Consider the following 16,720-nt stretch of genomic DNA (forward strand, 5'->3'; position numbering starts at 1 on the left):
GAAAGCTGTTGGATGTGGAAGAGGGTTATCAATTAAAAGAAGGTGTTTGCGCGGATAAAAGAGATGGAGAAGACTGCGGTAGATAATAGCGTTTGTCTTAATAATTATTGTGTTACTGAGTGTGAGTATCAGAAGAGAGAAGAGGGTTGGGGATGTGATACGTTAGAAAATTGTAGCGTTCCCTCTATTGATGGAGGTTGTGAGATCGTGTCTTATTGTGAGACGGGTCTATGCCCGGGCGGACAAGATAATGTCTGTTGCATAAAGACTATTTGTTGTACGTGTGGATGTACGCCTCCATATCATAAACAATTTCTTACTACTGCGGCGGGGTGCCGTTCGGAATGTATTGACAAGCTTCAGACTTGTGCGAGCTTTGGCGCTCCAGGCACATGTCCTTAGCATAGATCTCCCCCCGCTGGCTCCATGTTCCACATGGAGCCGCTATGCGGTTTTACACAAGCCTTGTTTTTTGTCTTACATTGCCGTTGCGAAACAACACATCGGCTCTTAGTAGAACCAAGAGCCAGCGGTTCAGCAGTGACTTTTTAAAATACAAAGAGCCTCATGGTATTGTATGCCGAGGCTCTTTTTTGATTTTAGTCTTATTTTTGAGTCGTGATATGTGCATCGTGAGTCGTGACGATCACCATCCGTTCCCATCCCGCTAAATCTTTTTTTGTCTCCACCCTGCTTTTCGGCAGGTATTTTTTTATTAATTTTTTGATTGCTTGAGATTGCGAGGGGTTGATTTCGAATAAACAATTTAAAGTTTGTATCTTGAAATTTGAAATTTGTATCTCTTTTGCATCCTTGTTTCTTGTTTCTTGTTTCTTGCATTGACTAGCTTGTCTCAAAAGTCGTTTATAATATTCCAACCCATCCTTCCCACCAACCAACGCTTTCCGCGGTTCGTATTTAATATCGCCTTTAATTTGCGAGGGCTTGAGATAGGGGAGATTGGCTGCGATTATTGTTGGTTTAATTCTTTTTTTAAAAATTGGCTCAAGCAGGTCGCCTTGGAGAAATTTGATTTTGACCTTGTGTTTTTGGGAGTTTTTGCGAGCGACAGTCAGGGCGTCTTTTGAAATATCTGTGGCATACACATTTACCCTGAAGGCGGGCAAGCGTTTGCCCGCCTTCATCCGTGTTAAATTTTTGGCAATCGCAACGGCAATGCACCCCGACCCGGTTCCCACATCAACGATTTGCAGGGGTTGATTGCAATCAACCCCTATGTTGTGCGTTACGCGTTTCAATGTCTCCTCCACCAGCATCTCCGTCTCCGGCCGCGGAATCAACACCCTCTCATCCACATAAAAATCCAAGCCGTAAAAAGAGTTATTTTTGGTTAAATAGGCCACTGGTTCCCCTTTAGCGCGGCGGTTTATCAGACGTTTATACTTTGATAATTGATAATTGATAATTAATAATTGGGGATTTGCAAAAATCCACTCTTTTGACTTTTTCAGAGTATATGATAAAAGAACCTCCGCATCCAATTCTGCCGAGGTTGATTTTTGGGCTAATTTTTGTTTTCCCCACGCAAGGGCTTTATAAATTGTCATGGTGGCGCTATTTGATATTATGTAATATCATAATAAAATTTGGTATGATGGTTCCAACCGTCAAACCGCGATAGCCTTGTCAACCTCTTCAACAACAAGTTACCATAAGTTACAATTTTATTACAACTGCATTACCATCGTGTTACTATCGTGTTACAACAAATTAGTCTATCCAGTCATATCAATAACACAACTCACTTTTCCGCCTCTCTTAAACTTTCAACAACTTTATTTAAATCACCGTCTATTATCACAGCAATATTATGCCACGATTTTTTAATTCGATGGTCGGTAATCCTGTCTTGAGGGAAATTATAAGTTCGGATTTTTTCGCTTCGGTCACCAGTGCCAATCTGCGATTTTCTGTCCGCCGACATTTCTTTTTGTTTCCTTTCCTCTTTAACCGCCAAAAGTCGTGAGCGCAAAACCACCAAGGCTCGCTCTCTATTTTGCTGCTGTGAACGTTCATCTTGGCAGGATACAACTAAACCCGTAGGCAGGTGCGTTACTCGTACTGCCGAATGAGTCGTGTTTACGCTTTGGCCCCCATGTCCAGAAGCGCAAAAGGTATCAATTTTCAAATCTTTATCTTCAATTTTAATATCAACTTCTTCGGCCTCTGGGAGTACGGCAACAGTTGCCGCCGAAGTATGAACCCTGCCCGACTTCTCGGTCTCTGGAATTCTCTGCACGCGATGCACCCCGCTTTCAAATTTCAAGCTCCCATACACTTTTTGGCCGCTGATTTCAAAAATGATTTCTTTAAAACCCCCAATCCCGGTTTTACTGACAGAAATTAAATTTGTTTTCCAGTCATTTTTTTCGGCAAATCGAGAATACATCCGAAACAAATCTCCGGCAAAAAGCGCTGCTTCCCCGCCGCCAGTACCAGCGCGAATTTCCATAATAATATTTTTTTTATTTAGAGGATCGCTTGGGTTCAAATATTCTTCAATCTCGTTCGTCAACCCTAATTTCTCAATTTCTAGTTTCTGAATTTCTTCATTTACCATTACTTTCAATTCTTCGTCTTTTGTAGTCCGCAATTCATTGATTTCCTTCTCAATTTTTTCTAATTTTTCTTGCTTTTCTAAAATATCGCCAATTTGTTTATAATCTATTGTAATCTGCTGCAGTTTTTTAGGCGAATTTAAAACCCCGGGATTTTGCAAATCTCGTTCAAGTTGCGCGTGTTTGGTTTTGAGTTCTTTTAGGTCCATAAAATTTATCCGTTTATTGATTTATTGCGCTTCGCTTTTATTGGTTTATTAATAAAGTAATAAATTAATAAAAATAGTAAATCAATAAATTAAAACGCCCATAACATATCTCATTGTTTAACTTCTTACACCGCAGCGCAAACAATGACCCACGCTCTAATTATAACAAAAACCCCGCCATAATAAAAAGGCAGAGCTTTTGCTATTGAAAAAATGTTATTTACCTGTTTGTTTCCCGGGCTTATTATTAGTTTTATCTGCCCTGTCTGCAGGCGAGTTAACTGCGGTGTTAACCTTACTTGTGGTGGGCTTGTCGGATCCGTTAACCATTTTACCTGTCCCGAGTAAAGCCGGGGGATTAACCTTATCACTTTTATTAACTTTTTTCGCTCCCTTAATTTCTTTATTTCTCTGTTTTTCTGTCTCTTTATCTTTCTTTTCTGATATTGATTTCCTCTTGCTTGCCCTGGTTGCCTGTTTGATCTTTTTACCTTTACGTGTTTTTGCAGTCACGGTTTTCTTGGCCATTCGTTCTTCAAATTTTTCCACTCGCCTGGCCGTATCTAATAATTTTTGTTTGCCAGTATAAAAAGGATGGCATTTTGAACAAATTTCAACCTGGATCTCTTTTTGGGTAGAGCCTGTTTCCCAAGCATTGCCGCAAGCGCAAGCGACCTTGGCATTGGTATAATATTGTGGATGGATTTTATCTTTCATAGTGAAAATATGAAAATACAAAATTATGAAAATAGAAAATTAATTTCATGTTTTTCATAATTTCATATTCTCGTATAACAGTAGCATGGGTGGGAATTTTTGTCAAATCTTGACATTTTCTTTCAGCCAGTGTAGTATAGAATATAAGCTAATAAATCACTCATAGTCCCTGATTATTATCCCTCCTCCTTGATGAAACTTGGTTTAATAAATCAGTAAATTAATAAACCAATAAATAAATCAAGGCAAGACAATAAAACGACGGGATTAGAGGTCTACTTTATTAAAGGTAGAAATTAAGGAAATCAAACCTATGAAAATTCCAACTCTTGAGGAACTCCTCAAGGCGGGTGTGCATTTTGGACATAAAGTATCCAAGTGGCATCCGAAAATGGCGCCATACATTTATGGCAATAAAAATGGTGTTCACATAATCAATCTGGAAAAGACTGTCCAATGCCTTGAAAAAGTATTGGATTATGTTAAAAAACTTGCTACTTCCGACAAGCTTATTTTATTTGTGGGCACTAAAGAACAAGCCCGAGAGATTGTCAAAAAAGCGGCCCAAGAATGCGGCATGCCGTATATCACTACTCACTGGGTTGGCGGGATGTTTACTAATTTCAGCATTGTTTCTCAGCGCATTAAACGGTTGAAAAAACTGGAAGATGATAAAGAGGGAGGAAAGCTTAAAAAGTATACTAAAAAAGAACAAGCTGATTTTGATGAAGAGATTGCTAAGTTGAAGGAATTGTTTGGGGGGGTGAAAGATTTAGCCAAGCTGCCAGACGCCGTGTTTATTGTGGATATCAAAAGAGAAAAAACCGTTTTTCGCGAAGCCCAAAAAAAACAAATACCAGTTATTGCTATTGTGGACAGCAATGTAAATCCAGAGCAAGTAGATTATCCGATTCCATCCAATGATGATGGCATTAAAGCCTTGGATATGATTGTGGGTTTGGTGGGGGAGGCCGTGAAAGAAGGGAAGGAGGAAGGTGGTGAAAAAGAGGAGACTACTCAAGAAATTAAGAAATAAGAAATAAGAAATAAAGAAATTAATATCTAATAATATCAACAAATATCTACCAATATCACGGCTGTGCTGATATGCATGATGGAGATTTATAGATATTGATGGAAATTAATTGATATTAATTGATATTTGTTGATTATTAATAAAGTGGTTAATACAATAGTTAATGGGTTCGGCAGGCTCGCCACAGGTAGAGTTAATAATTTGTGGTAATAATTTGTGATGTTTTGTGTTTTTGTGGTTTTAATAAATTAATAAATTTAATAAAAACGAAATTATGTCCGTAGATTTAAATTTAGTCAAACAATTAAGACAACAAACTGGCGTCGGAATGATGGAGTGCAAAGAAGCCCTTGAGGAAACTAGTGGTGATTTAGATAAAGCCTTGGAAGTCTTGCGAAAAAAGGGCGCGGTTAAGGCCGCTAAAAAAGCCGACCGAGAAGCCAAAGAAGGATTAATTGAAGTGGCTGCTGCTGATGACCACAAAAAAGTCGCTTTGGTACAGGTGCAATGCGAGACCGATTTTGTGGCCAAGAACGAGGTTTTTTCCGGTTTTGTCAAGGAATTAGCCGCCAAAGCATTTGAAGGTAATGATGCCGAGCAAGAGTTTGAAAAGCAAAAAGACGAGTTAGTTTTAAAAATTGGTGAGAATCTTATTTTTAGCAAAGCTGAACTCATAGAAGGCGAATATGTTTCTTCTTATCTTCACGCTAATCACAAGTTAGCCGGTGTTGCGGCATTTAATAAAGAATTACCAGACGAATTAGCCCATGATATTGCCATGCAAGTAGCCGCTAGCGGTCCTTTGTATGTTAAGCCAGAGGATGTGCCAAAAGAAGTCCAAGAAAAAGAAAAAGAGATTTACCGAGAGCAATTAAAGGGTGAAGGCAAGCCAGCTGAGATTGTTGAAAAGATTTTGCTTGGCAAAATAAACAAGTATTACGAAGAAGTTTGCTTGCTTAAACAGCCGTTTGTTAAGGAAGATAAGAAGCGGGTTGAGCAGTTATTGCCGGAGGGGGTGGAGATCATCGGGTTTGTTCGGTATTCATTATAGGATTTACTTGGTAACTTATTGTAATAAACTCGGCTTCGCTACGGCTCGCCTCGCGTAATACGATAGTAATACAGTGGCAATCCATTAAAAAATAACAATTGTATTACAACCGTATTGCCACTGTATTACTATCGTATTACTATGAGTTACAACAAGTTGCTACGATTAACCCTTTTTCCTTAACTGAATTTTTTTATGAAAGTTGCGCAGATTAAATTTTCCCCCTGGGACAAAGCATACAGTTTTGATCCCCATGATTTAAACCTCAAGAAAGGGGACACGGTTTTAGTTAAAACAGAAATTGGCGTGGAGCTGGGCGAAGTGGTGGATATCATTGATGCCCCACCGGCCAAAACTGAAGGAGGGGCTTCCCCGGAGATTAAACCGGTTTTACGCAAAGCTAATATTGGTGATGCCAGCAAGATGAAAGAGCGGGAGGCGTGTAAAAAAGATGCTTTTGAAACTTGTAAGGATTTGATTAAAAAATATAAACTGCCAATGAAGCTTTTTGATGTCCGTTTTTCTTTTGACGGCGGTAGGATTACTTTTGCTTACATCGCGCCTGAACGGGTTGATTTCCGGGAACTGGTCAAAGATCTAACCCGCAAGTTTCAAAAATCAATCCGCATGCAGCAAGTGGGTGTGCGGGAAGAGACCAGGATTTTTTGTAACATCGGAGTGTGCGGCCGGGAAGCCTGTTGCCGTCGGTTTTTAAAAGACCTGGGCAATGTTAGTTTAGACCAGGCTTATACCCAACAAGTGGCGCATCGGGGCAGTGAAAGGATTTCTGGCGTTTGCGGCCGGCTTTTATGCTGCCTAAATTATGAACAGCCGATGTATGAAAAACTTAGCGCCGCTTTGCCCCCAATCGGCAGCTCCATAAAGACTAAACAGGGTAAAGGTAAAGTTGTTAATTGGCACATACTTAAACAGTCAGTAGAGGTGAAGCTAGAGGATGGGAATAAGACAGAAGTGAAGCTGGCAGGTGAATAGGTAAGTTAAATGTCATAGCGTGGAGGTTAAGATGGAATTTGAGTCGCCTGATATGATTCTTATTCATCTTTCTAAATAGCGTTTTAGCCCTAGTCACGTTTACTACGGCTTTTTTTATTATTTTAAAAATGTTATAATAAAATTGACATACATAAAAAATTAACCAATCGTGTTCATGCATTCGCGATTAAATTCGCGAAAAGCATTCGCGATTCATTAGCGAGGCATTATTATGATAAACATCGCCATCAACGGCTTTGGCCGCATTGGCCGCGCCGCTTTCAAGGTCGCCTTGGAATCAAACAAAGTTAAGGTCATAGCCATTAATGATTTAACTGATACCCGCACCTTAGCGCATCTTTTAAAGTACGATACAGTTTATGGAATCTATAACAAAAAGGTTTCCAGTGATTCAAATCATTTAATCGTCAACAACAAAAAATTCGCTGTGTATGCGCAAAAAGAACCCAAAAATCTGCCTTGGAAAAAACTGGGCGTTAAGGTGGTTTTAGAATGCACTGGTCGTTTCACTAAAAAAGAAGATGCCCAAGGTCATCTAAAAGCTGGCGCTAAAAAAGTCATTATTTCCGCGCCCAGTAAGAGCGATGATGTCGCCACTATTGTTAGGGGTGTTAATGAGCCAGAGAACAGGGGAGAGCAAATAATTTCTAATGCCTCTTGCACTACCAACTGCATTGCCCCGGTAATGAAAGTTCTGGAAAAAGAATTTGGGGTGGCTAAATCGTTGATGACCACTATTCATTCCTATACTGCTGACCAGAATTTGGTTGACGGACCGCACAAAGATTTGCGCCGGGCCCGGGCCGCTGGCGCCAATATCGTGCCCACGACAACTGGCGCGGCTCTCGCCACCTGCAAAACCATTCCCCAACTGGCTGGTAAGTTTGATGGTTTGGCTGTCCGAGTGCCAACAATATGCGGCTCGCTTGCTGATATTACCGCTGTTGTGAACAAATCAGTCACTGTGGACAAAGTTAATAATGCTTTCAAAAAAGCCAGCCGCAGTTATCTCAAAGGAATCCTGGATGTGACCCAAGAACCCTTAGTTTCTTCGGATGTTGTTGGCAATGAATATTCGGCAGTCGTAGATTTGAATTTGACTAAAGTTATTGGCGACGACTTAGTTAAAGTAATTGCTTGGTATGATAATGAATGGGCGTATGCCAAGCGGTTGGTGGAAGTGGCGAGCGAGGTGATGTAATTTATTAAAGATTACATTGGTTCGTTAGATGAAAAAACACAGTATGAAATCTATTCTTTTTTGCAGAAATTTAAAAATGATTATCGTTTTAGACAAAGCCCCTATTGTAAAAAAGTTTTTAAAGATATTTTTGAAATTAGAATAAAAGCAAGAGATTGCTACAGAATATTATACGCGTTTTTATATAAGGATACTGTAATTCTGTTGCATATTTTTAAAAAGAAAACTAACAAAATACCTAAAAAAGATTTAAAATTAGCAATTAATAGATTAAAACTATATGAATAGTAAAAAGTACAATTTGAAAAAAATAGAAAGTTTGCCCAGTTTTGAGGATGATTTGAAGGAAAAATTAAAAAATCCAAAATTTAAGAAAGGGTTTGGTCTATCTTTAAAGCGCTGGGATTTAACTCATGAAATTATGACAGCGAGAAAAAGAGCCAAAATGACTCAAATGGAGTTTGCCAAAAAACTCCAAACCAGCCAGAGTTTTGTGGCTAGGGTAGAGAATGGCGATCAAAATTTAACCATTGATGTTTTAATGAGAATGGCTGATGTGCTGTCAGCAAAACAGAAAAAGCCCATCAAGTTTCAGATAATTGGCTCGGTTTAGGGTCAGCATTCAAAAGGATGTTGAACGCCAGGAAGGGTTGCCGGCGACGGGGGCCTTTTTGGCGGGCAATATAATTTTGTAAAATATTTAGCTGATGAAATTTAAACATTTAGAGTTAAAACTTAAAAAAGCAATTGATATTTTAAAACCCGCTGGCCCTTGGTTCCACTAAGAGCCGATATGCGGTTACGTAGGGACAATGAAAATTGCGGAATTCGTGCGATTACGCATAATGGCTCCAAGTGCAACTTGGAGCCAGCAGGTTCATTAATATTGCTAAAACTATTAAAAATCTATGAATGAAATAATAAATATCAGAGTAGTTCAAAAATCAATAGACAATGAGAAAAAGCGGTTTGTAAACGCTCGAGAATTGCATAAATGGCTAAAAGCAGGCAGGGATTTTTCTAATTGGATTAAGGATAGAATAGAAAAATACGATTTTATGGAAGGTACTGATTTTTTTAAAGTAATGCCGCATAAAGAGTTGAAACAAGTCAAAAATTTTGATTTCACAATTTTGAGAAATCAAAATAAAGAGCTTACATTAGCCAAGGATTTTGATTCGCCAAATTTGGCGAATCAAATATTAAAACAAGGCGGAGATGTGAGGAGCATAGAATATATTTTAACAATAGACATGGCGAAAGAAGTGGCGATGCTTGAAAATAATGATTTGGGCAAAAAAGTAAGAAAATATTTTATCAAAACAGAGGAACGGTTTAAACAAGTTATGCGGGCGGCTTTTGAGAATCCGAACAAACATAAGGATGGGTTTTTGTTTGGCGCTGTTTGTTGGGTTAGCATTTGAAAGGATGTTGGATGCACAAAAGGGTTGCCGGCGGATGGGAGAGTTTTTTAAAATTCTATGAATGATACTAAAATAGCGATTTTTCGCAAAAAAGAAATCAGAAAAACCATCTATAAAAACGAGTGGTGGTTTTCGGTTTTAGATATAATTGGCGTATTAACCGATAGCCCGCAACCTAAAACTTATTGGGCTAAAATGAAAGAACGGGATAAAGAGATGTCTCAACCGTTCCCATTTTGGGAACAGTTGAAAATGCGGGCAAACATAAACACGGCTTTCCATCCGACATCCGTAGGCGAGGCCTGGTATGTGTATCCGGATAATCAAAAAAAGCATTATCTCGGCCGGCCCGCAGACGCTTTTAGCATAATGAGAGGTTTGGGCTTGGGAATTACCAACAACGACCTTAACAAAATTCCAAAATCAGACGAAAACTTTACCGGCGATTATAATCTAAGAAAAAGATTAGCCGGCAAAATCCTGCTCCAAGTCCAAGAACACGGCGAGGCCTGGTATATTTATCCAAAGGATTTAAAAAGATATTATATGGGCCGGCCCAGCGATGCTTTTGAATTGATGAGGCGTTTGGGGTTAGGCATAACCAATAGCGATTTAAGAAAAATAGATGTGGGAGAAGTGGAGTAAATATCACCCCACAAATCAACTGCACTACAAATCTACAAATTAACTACAAATACACAAATACGGATTTGTAAATTTGTGAAGGATTTGTTGACTTGTAAGTAACTTGAAAGCTATGAAAAACGCAAATAATAAAGCAAATAAAGTAATACATAAAGATTTGAGCTATAAAATAGTTGGCATATTATTCGAGGTATACAATGATTTAGGTTATGGATACCAAGAAAAATATTACGAGAGAGCAATTGTAAAATATTTAATCGCCGCTAAAATAAAATTTAAACGCCAGGTCTCATATTTAATCAAAGCTAAAGGGGAGGTCATCGGTCGTTATTATCTAGATTTTTTAATTGAAGATAAAATAATTTTGGAATTAAAGAAGGGCAATTATTTTTCCAAGAGAAATATTGAACAGGTGAAGGGCTATTTAAAAGCAACGGGTATGAAGCTGGCTATTTTGGCTAATTTTACCTCAAGTGGTGTCAAATTTTTTCGAGTTCTAAATCCTGATAACTTAACCACCCCACAAATCAACTCTCCACAAATCAACAAATAATACAAATAGACCCACAAATCAACAAATAATACAAATAGACCCACAAATCAACAAATAATACAAATAGACCCACAAATCAACAAATAATACAAATATTACAAATCGTTTATTTGTAGATTTGTGAAAAATTTGTTGATTTGTAAGTAATTTATTGATTTGTAAATAGCTTATGAAATCTCAAATCATTAAGCAACTTCAAAAAGTCATCTCCAAAAAATACCCGTCTTTCTGCGGCGAGATATTTTTAGAATACCCGCCAGACTCAAAGATGGGCGACTTGGGTTTTCCTTGTTTTGAATTGGCCAAAGTTGTCAAAAAATCCCCAAATGAAGTTGCTAAAGAATTAGCCGGGGAATTTAAGTCAGGCGATGCAATTGATAAAGCCCAAGCCATTGGTCCTTATCTCAACTTTTTTTTAAATAAAGATTTTTTTTGGGAGGAAATTTTTGAACGTCAAGCGATTCAAGCAGTCAAGCCGCCTGCCTCGCCAACGGGCGGGTCAAGCATCAAGCGCGTCATGGTAGAGTTCTCCTCGCCCAATACTAATAAACCGCTGCACCTTGGTCATGTTAGAAACAATGTTTTAGGCGATTCAGTCTCAAGATTACTCAAATCCCAAGGCCATAAAGTCATCAGAGCCAGCTTAGTTAATGACCGGGGCATCCACATTTGCAAATCAATGCTCGCGTATCAGAAAGTGCAGTTAGGCAAGTGGAAAATGGAAGGCGGAGGCCGAGTTAATAAGGTTAATACAGTAGTTAATAAAGTTAATAATTCCCGGGCTTCAAGCTTCCCACCTTCGCTAAGGCTACGGCGGGCAGGCAAGCTTCAAGCCTCAAGCAAAAAAGGCGATCACCTTGTTGGTGATTACTATGTTTTATACAGTCAGCAGGAAAAAAAGAATCCCGAGCTCAATAAAGAGGCTCAAGCAATGCTCAAAAAATGGGAAACTGGCGACAAAGAAACCATCAAACTTTGGAAAAAGATGAATAAAATGGTTTTGGCTGGGTTTAATGAAACTTATGAGCGGCTTGGAGTCAGTTTTGATAAAACATATTTTGAGAGTCAAGAGTATGAAGGCGGCCGTGAAATTATCAAAAAAATACTTAAAAAGGGCAAGTGTTATAAACGAAAAGATGGCGCTATTGAGATTGATTTGACAAAATACAGCTTGGATAAAAAAGTTCTTTTGCGAGCCGATGGCACTAGTGTCTATATCACCCAAGACATTGGCTTGGCCGTCAGCCGCCAAAAAGATTTAAAATTAGATAAAATTATTTATGTGGTGGCTAATGAGCAGGATTATCATTTTAAAGTTTTATTTAAGGCGCTGGAGCTTTTTGGTTATAAGTGGGCGAAAAATTTATATCACTTAAACTATGCCATGGTTAATCTGCCAACCGGCAAAATGAAGTCCCGTGAGGGCACTGCCGTTGATGCTGATGACCTGATGGATGAGACGACAGAGCTGGCCGGTGTTGAGATTAGAAAACGCGAGAAAGGAATTTCTAAAAAGGAATTAAAAGCGCGAGCTTGTAAAATCGGCCTTGGCGCCATGAAATTTTATTTGCTAAAGAACACGCCCAGCCAGACAATTCTTTATAATCCAAAAGAGTCAATTTCTTTTGAAGGCGCTACCGGACCATATTTGCAATACACTTATGCCAGGATTCAAAGCATCTTGCGAAAATCAATATCAAAAAAACAAAAAAACAACCCTTCGGCGACTCGACTTGAGCTCGCCGACAAGTCAAACTCAGGGCGGGGAAAAACAAAAAAACAATTATCAATTATCAATTATCAATTATTAGACACTGATGAAGAGTGGGAGATTGGTAGTCTCCTTGCAAGATTCAACGAAGTGGTCAAAGAATCAGCATCAGAACTCAACCCTGCCGAACTTTGCACTTATCTTTTAGATTTAGCCAGTGCTTTTAATACTTTTTATCATAAGCATCCGGTGCTCAAAGCAAAAAATCAAGACACGGTTAACGCTCGCTTGACTTTAATTGACCGGGTTGCTAAAGTTATAAAGTTGGGATTAGAATTATTAGGGATTGAGGTAGTAGAGAAGATGTAAAAAAAGGACCCACTCAAGTTTTCTCACTCAAGTAAGATCCTTCTGTTTTAGGCTATAAGATCCATTTTTAATGCCTTGGTATTTTGATTGGGTATTAAGTGCGGCTCGCGTTTTTGTTAGCAGTTTTGTGAAGTGATACAGCCCAATATATATGCCGACCATTAAACCGTTAAACCAAATACAATCTGCAGAATACGCAGAACCGTTGACAGCTCCGAATTTAGTCGCTATTATGGCCATGAAGGTTGCCCAAGCATGGGTGGATCCGCCAAAGAACCAAGTCCAATAAAGCCCCCTCCCTTTAATGAGGTAATAAAAAAGGAATACCATAATGCAAAGAGCGAGAATTATCATAGTGGTTTGAAATCAGCGCATATGGCTGCTGGAGCGAAAAATAATTCCCCAGAAAACAATTTTTTCCATTATTACCCCTCCCAATAGTTAAGAGTTGTTTTTGAATGATCAATTTAGATTTTTTGGTTAATATTTTAGTATAGCGTTTTAGTATAGCGTATAAATTATTTTTTGTCAAGGTTAAGTAAATTAAATTAAGTAAATTAAAGAGTAAATTGTTCTTTTCAAAATTCACCTTAACCAATAAGGAGGTGTTGTTCATGGGCGCTGAAACAGCCAATCTGGCTCTAGAATTAAGCGAAGAAGATGAATTGCGGTTTCGCGAGGAGAAGTTTGCGCGGTTAGAACCCGAGACATTGTTTAATTTGGCTGGGATGAGGTATTTTATTGCTGTCAGGAAAATTAGCAAATCGTCTTGGTGGGTCATTGAATTGACAAAAAAGAATAAGCAGAGAATTATTTCCGGAGAGCCGTGCGAATATTTAGTCCTTTGCTTTGACGAGATGGCTTGCCTTAACATTTGTGATGTTGTTCGGCTATCTTTTAGAAGCGCAACCCAATAAGGAGGATAAGAAATGAGCAAGAAAATATTGGCAGCAGCCCTGCTGGTTGGGATCGCCTGTTTGTTTGGCAATTGTTATACAAAGACAAAGCATCCGGCAGTGGTAGAGGAGGATAAGCCCGAGATAATTGTGCCCGGGAGTCAATGTCTGAATTGTCATACCAGCTATGAGGTTAGACGTTATTATCGCTGGCCTGACTATTATTATGATTATCACCCTGATAATTTCTGGTACTGGCGTTTTTACGCCCGGCGATATTCTTATGAGCGGTATCGCCAGGAACATTGGTGGCGGGAGAGGCCCTGGCTATATAAGCCTCAAGAGCCCAAGGAAGAAGTGAGGCCTGAAGAGAAACGGGACTGGCGCCGCCGCACTGGTTTTCAGGGGATTCGTCCTCCAGAAGTACCCCAGGTAATATCACCCGACAAAAAGGTTGAAGAGGCAGATGTCAAGCCCGAGGAAATAAAAGAGAAAAGCCAGCCGGTTGAAAAAACCAAGGAAGAGCCAAAAGATTCAGAAGACGAAGAAAAGGAAAAAGAAGGCCGGTCCCGCCGAAGAAAAGGTATGGACTAATGTCATCCGCAACCAAGCGCACCCGTGTGTCAGAAGCACAACGGGTGCATTTTTTATTCTTGACTTTTTTAAAAAAGTATGGCAAGATAAGGGCGCAGGAGAGAAAACGTTCATTATAATAAAACATCCAACAACAGAAAGGAGAATAAGATGCCGGCTAATATTGACTTTTTGATAAGTGGGATTAAGAGATTGAGAGAAGAACAGAAGCGGCTTTTTGAAAGGGAAGTTTTTTTGTTGGAAGAATTATTTAGGCATGCTTGTTTTGAGAAGATTGAGATTGAGAAAGAATTGCAAATTAGTAGTGTTCCCGCGCCTGAACCGCCGCAAGAATTGATGATGTCACGAAAGGAGAGATAAAAATGGAAAAGCTAAAAGTGGACTTTGAACCGGCCCAAAGGATTAGCCGCAAGATGTTAGTGGACCCAGATGGCGCGCTCCATGTTTTTTGGGGCGAAGGCGAGAAACAAAAGCATCATCCGTTTGATGACCTTGATACTCCTATCAGGCAGGGCAGTAATATCATTGAACGATATCAGGGACTAGTAGTAAAGATTGGCAGACAGGAAGTGCGGATTGCTGGTGAGGCGCAACAGATAGGCGCGTGGGTCAGCCAACTCCAGCAAGCAGTGTCTCGGTTTTTAGAGCCCAGAGAATTAAGCTTAGCCGAGCAGAAGCATATTCGGGCGACATTTGGCCAAATATGTGATAATATCGGTCAGGTTACCAATGATGCTAAAGTCAAAGCTCAAGCTCGGCTTAGAACCATGCCGTCTTTAACAGATAGCCAGGGACGAAAAAATACCCAAGTGGCAGTTCGGACTGGTGAAACCGTTGTTGATTTACTCAAACGTTTCGATGATATTCACGCCAAAACCTGGGGGGTAGTGCTTAGGACCCGCAAGCTGGTTGAGGAAAAGATGCGGATTGAGAGGATTATTGTCAATGTTTATAATTGTCTGGGCAAATTTTTGATGAAATTTCAAGACAGCCAAGCACCGGACAAGAAGACTTTAGAGAACATTGCCAAACAAGCAGTAGGCGGAAAAGCTAATTTGATGGCGGGCTTGGAAAGCATCAAGGTTTTGCCTTACTTCAAACGAGTTCAGTCGCGCGAGGTTAGGCGGTTGCGGCGGCTTCCTGAATATGTTGAGAAAGGGCGGGTTGATTATTTCCATACAGCCCTGATTGGTGCTTTTAAAAAGCTCCGTCCTGTGGTTAAAGAACGCGAAGCGCGGCAGATTAAGAAACTCACAGTGAACGATAATGGCCAGCTGAAGCGCTGAAAAAAAGGGGGATAGTTGGCAAAGAAGAAACGGAAGCAACGGCATCAGCCCAAGCGCAGGTATTATGTCAGTGGGATTATTGAGGTTAACGGGATACCCCAAGAGATAAAAGAGGAGGAAAGATATATAGCTGCTTATTCCGAGAATCAAGCCATTAAGATTTTGGAGTTAAATCTGGAAATGAGTTTCAAAAATCCGAGGGTTTATATTAGAAATCGCGCTGTTTTTGAACTCAATGTGTTGCCTCCAGATCCGCCCTTGACGGCAAAGCAGTTGCGCCTTAAACTGTAATGCCGACATAACCGCAGCTCCTTGCGTACAAATGTGCCCAAGGAGCTTTTTTATTTTTGGGTGAGTTGATTTTTTTTGACTTTTTTTAAAAAGCATGTCAAGGTAAGGATGCAGAAGAGAAAATGTTCATTATAATAAACCCCGCACTTTGCAGCGGGATCCGCTCACCAAAATTTGGCGAGGGATAAATATTTTGAGAAGGCGCGGAATAAAACATCCAACACCAGAAAGGAGGCGAAAGATGGCGGCTAGAGAGTTATGCGCGTTGGAGATTGACGGCGCAGATATTATGGGGCTTTTTCATGCTGTTGGCGAGAAGGAAAGAGTTTTTAATAGTCAAGGCCGTGAAAAACTTGGCTGTGCTGATGAAACAACTTTAGAGATCTGGGTTAAAAGCGGCGTACCTTTACCCGCTAAAATAGAGGTGGTTTGGCATGAAATTTTTCATCTCATCACTGCTTACGCAGGGCATCGGGTAGGAGAAAAGATTATCAGAGCTATTACCCACGGTTTTATTGGGTTCGTAATGGCTAATACCCTATTTTTGCAACGTTTGATGGATTTGGCCGAACACCGCCTGGAATGTTTGGGGATTTCCAAACTCTATGTAGACGGCCTGCCTTACGAGGTGAGAGAAATAGAGGAAGTGATATGGGATGATTCCTCGTGCTGTTCTTGTGTTGACGATTCAGAGAAGTTCTTTGCATTAAGGGAGGACATGCCCTTGGCAAACAAGTTGCATAGCCTTTGTTATGCGTTGTTTCGGCTTATTGGCATTCATTCCGGCCATGATATTAAGAAGTCGGTGACCACTGCTCTTAGCTATGGTTTTTTTCAGGTGGCCCTGGCTAACCCTCGTCTTATAGGTCATCTGTTAGACCTGGCCAAGACAACAGAAGCCGAGAGGTTAAGCAACAGTTAGAGTTATCTAATCCTCATCAGAATTTTGGTGAGGATTTTTTTTAAACTGTCTTGACTTTTTGCTTACCCCAGGTTATACTTTTGGCACTGTCCCTAAATCAGGGTGATGACAGTAGATCCCTAAGCCAGGAATAAGGCTCTTTGCCTTTTAATATTTTATCAAGCAATTGTTGATTATTCAGTTGATTAAGTTCAACCGGAGCTTTCCCGTTTCGCTCTTTGA

General features: G+C 39.8%; 20 protein-coding genes. 17 read left to right on the plus strand and 3 right to left on the minus strand.

Annotation, left to right across the window (positions count from 1 at the left end; translation table 11 throughout):
- Positions 1-605 precede the first annotated feature (605 nt).
- The 3 genes from prmC to rpmE all read right to left on the minus strand — a co-directional run bounded on the left by prmC (position 606) and on the right by rpmE (position 3,505).
- A complete protein-coding gene (prmC, locus tag KKD20_01035; protein ID MBU4331691.1) occupies positions 606-1,568 on the minus strand; it encodes a peptide chain release factor N(5)-glutamine methyltransferase in 963 nt (320 codons plus the stop codon).
- Between the two features lie 194 nt (positions 1,569-1,762).
- Positions 1,763-2,788 (minus strand): peptide chain release factor 1, encoded by a 1,026-nt coding sequence (prfA, locus tag KKD20_01040; protein MBU4331692.1) that lies wholly within the window; start codon positions 2,786-2,788, stop codon positions 1,763-1,765.
- A gap of 216 nt (positions 2,789-3,004) precedes the next feature.
- Positions 3,005-3,505 (minus strand): 50S ribosomal protein L31, encoded by a 501-nt coding sequence (gene rpmE / locus KKD20_01045; protein ID MBU4331693.1) that lies wholly within the window; start codon positions 3,503-3,505, stop codon positions 3,005-3,007.
- A gap of 313 nt (positions 3,506-3,818) precedes the next feature.
- On the opposite strand from rpmE, the gene rpsB reads away from it, so the two are divergent.
- The 17 genes from rpsB (at position 3,819) to KKD20_01130 (ending at position 16,498) form a co-directional block, all read left to right on the plus strand.
- Positions 3,819-4,541 (plus strand): 30S ribosomal protein S2, encoded by a 723-nt coding sequence (rpsB, locus tag KKD20_01050; protein ID MBU4331694.1) that lies wholly within the window; start codon positions 3,819-3,821, stop codon positions 4,539-4,541.
- Between the two features lie 274 nt (positions 4,542-4,815).
- Positions 4,816-5,592, plus strand: coding sequence for a translation elongation factor Ts (tsf, locus tag KKD20_01055; GenBank protein MBU4331695.1), 777 nt, complete (start codon positions 4,816-4,818; stop codon positions 5,590-5,592).
- Positions 5,593-5,787: 195 nt separating this feature from the next.
- Positions 5,788-6,585: a stage 0 sporulation protein gene (locus KKD20_01060; protein MBU4331696.1), complete on the plus strand. Its 798-nt coding sequence runs from the start codon at positions 5,788-5,790 to the stop codon at positions 6,583-6,585.
- 232 nt (positions 6,586-6,817) lie between these two features.
- A complete protein-coding gene (gap, locus tag KKD20_01065) occupies positions 6,818-7,807 on the plus strand; it encodes a type I glyceraldehyde-3-phosphate dehydrogenase (GenBank protein MBU4331697.1) in 990 nt (329 codons plus the stop codon).
- A gap of 3 nt (positions 7,808-7,810) precedes the next feature.
- Positions 7,811-8,095, plus strand: a complete 285-nt coding sequence (locus tag KKD20_01070; protein ID MBU4331698.1) for a type II toxin-antitoxin system RelE/ParE family toxin — start codon at positions 7,811-7,813, stop codon at positions 8,093-8,095.
- Positions 8,088-8,420: a helix-turn-helix transcriptional regulator gene (locus tag KKD20_01075; protein MBU4331699.1), complete on the plus strand. Its 333-nt coding sequence runs from the start codon at positions 8,088-8,090 to the stop codon at positions 8,418-8,420. The genes KKD20_01070 and KKD20_01075 overlap by 8 nt, the downstream gene beginning before the upstream one ends.
- 295 nt (positions 8,421-8,715) lie before the next feature.
- Positions 8,716-9,231: an antA/AntB antirepressor family protein gene (locus KKD20_01080; protein ID MBU4331700.1), complete on the plus strand. Its 516-nt coding sequence runs from the start codon at positions 8,716-8,718 to the stop codon at positions 9,229-9,231.
- A 57-nt stretch (positions 9,232-9,288) separates the two neighbouring features.
- Positions 9,289-9,876: a hypothetical protein gene (locus KKD20_01085; GenBank protein ID MBU4331701.1), complete on the plus strand. Its 588-nt coding sequence runs from the start codon at positions 9,289-9,291 to the stop codon at positions 9,874-9,876.
- Positions 9,877-9,988: 112 nt separating this feature from the next.
- Complete coding sequence (locus tag KKD20_01090) at positions 9,989-10,429, plus strand: GxxExxY protein (protein ID MBU4331702.1); 441 nt, start codon at positions 9,989-9,991, stop codon at positions 10,427-10,429.
- Between the two features lie 169 nt (positions 10,430-10,598).
- The gene (gene argS, locus KKD20_01095; protein MBU4331703.1) at positions 10,599-12,509 is read left to right on the plus strand and encodes an arginine--tRNA ligase; all 1,911 of its coding nucleotides are present in this window, start codon (positions 10,599-10,601) and stop codon (positions 12,507-12,509) included.
- Positions 12,510-12,660: 151 nt separating this feature from the next.
- Positions 12,661-12,798, plus strand: a complete 138-nt coding sequence (locus tag KKD20_01100; GenBank protein MBU4331704.1) for a hypothetical protein — start codon at positions 12,661-12,663, stop codon at positions 12,796-12,798.
- Between the two features lie 280 nt (positions 12,799-13,078).
- Positions 13,079-13,426 (plus strand): hypothetical protein, encoded by a 348-nt coding sequence (locus tag KKD20_01105; GenBank protein ID MBU4331705.1) that lies wholly within the window; start codon positions 13,079-13,081, stop codon positions 13,424-13,426.
- Between the two features lie 12 nt (positions 13,427-13,438).
- On the plus strand, positions 13,439-13,999 hold the full coding sequence (locus tag KKD20_01110) for a hypothetical protein (protein MBU4331706.1): 561 nt from the start codon (positions 13,439-13,441) through the stop codon (positions 13,997-13,999).
- A 150-nt stretch (positions 14,000-14,149) separates the two neighbouring features.
- Complete coding sequence (locus KKD20_01115) at positions 14,150-14,359, plus strand: hypothetical protein (GenBank protein ID MBU4331707.1); 210 nt, start codon at positions 14,150-14,152, stop codon at positions 14,357-14,359.
- A gap of 2 nt (positions 14,360-14,361) precedes the next feature.
- A complete protein-coding gene (locus KKD20_01120; protein ID MBU4331708.1) occupies positions 14,362-15,285 on the plus strand; it encodes a hypothetical protein in 924 nt (307 codons plus the stop codon).
- Between the two features lie 15 nt (positions 15,286-15,300).
- Complete coding sequence (locus KKD20_01125) at positions 15,301-15,576, plus strand: hypothetical protein (GenBank protein MBU4331709.1); 276 nt, start codon at positions 15,301-15,303, stop codon at positions 15,574-15,576.
- A 193-nt stretch (positions 15,577-15,769) separates the two neighbouring features.
- Positions 15,770-16,498 carry a hypothetical protein gene (locus KKD20_01130; GenBank protein MBU4331710.1) on the plus strand — a complete coding sequence of 243 codons (729 nt, stop codon included), beginning with the start codon at positions 15,770-15,772 and terminating at the stop codon, positions 16,496-16,498.
- The last annotated feature ends 222 nt before the right edge of the window (positions 16,499-16,720 follow it).

It is taken from the genome of Patescibacteria group bacterium (assembly GCA_018896645.1).
In the GTDB taxonomy this organism is placed as follows: domain Bacteria; phylum Patescibacteriota; class Patescibacteriia; order UBA2591; family JABMQE01; genus JAHIMF01.

Coding starts and splice junctions, on each gene's coding strand:
- prmC (MBU4331691.1), bottom strand. CDS start 1,568: ATGACAATTTATAAAGCCCTTGCGTGGGGAAAACAAAAATTAGCCCAA.
- prfA (MBU4331692.1), bottom strand. CDS start 2,788: ATGGACCTAAAAGAACTCAAAACCAAACACGCGCAACTTGAACGAGAT.
- rpmE (MBU4331693.1), bottom strand. CDS start 3,505: ATGAAAGATAAAATCCATCCACAATATTATACCAATGCCAAGGTCGCT.
- rpsB (MBU4331694.1), top strand. CDS start 3,819: ATGAAAATTCCAACTCTTGAGGAACTCCTCAAGGCGGGTGTGCATTTT.
- tsf (MBU4331695.1), top strand. CDS start 4,816: ATGTCCGTAGATTTAAATTTAGTCAAACAATTAAGACAACAAACTGGC.
- KKD20_01060 (MBU4331696.1), top strand. CDS start 5,788: ATGAAAGTTGCGCAGATTAAATTTTCCCCCTGGGACAAAGCATACAGT.
- gap (MBU4331697.1), top strand. CDS start 6,818: ATGATAAACATCGCCATCAACGGCTTTGGCCGCATTGGCCGCGCCGCT.
- KKD20_01075 (MBU4331699.1), top strand. CDS start 8,088: ATGAATAGTAAAAAGTACAATTTGAAAAAAATAGAAAGTTTGCCCAGT.
- KKD20_01080 (MBU4331700.1), top strand. CDS start 8,716: ATGAATGAAATAATAAATATCAGAGTAGTTCAAAAATCAATAGACAAT.
- KKD20_01085 (MBU4331701.1), top strand. CDS start 9,289: ATGAATGATACTAAAATAGCGATTTTTCGCAAAAAAGAAATCAGAAAA.
- KKD20_01090 (MBU4331702.1), top strand. CDS start 9,989: ATGAAAAACGCAAATAATAAAGCAAATAAAGTAATACATAAAGATTTG.
- argS (MBU4331703.1), top strand. CDS start 10,599: ATGAAATCTCAAATCATTAAGCAACTTCAAAAAGTCATCTCCAAAAAA.
- KKD20_01100 (MBU4331704.1), top strand. CDS start 12,661: ATGCCGACCATTAAACCGTTAAACCAAATACAATCTGCAGAATACGCA.
- KKD20_01110 (MBU4331706.1), top strand. CDS start 13,439: ATGAGCAAGAAAATATTGGCAGCAGCCCTGCTGGTTGGGATCGCCTGT.
- KKD20_01115 (MBU4331707.1), top strand. CDS start 14,150: ATGCCGGCTAATATTGACTTTTTGATAAGTGGGATTAAGAGATTGAGA.
- KKD20_01120 (MBU4331708.1), top strand. CDS start 14,362: ATGGAAAAGCTAAAAGTGGACTTTGAACCGGCCCAAAGGATTAGCCGC.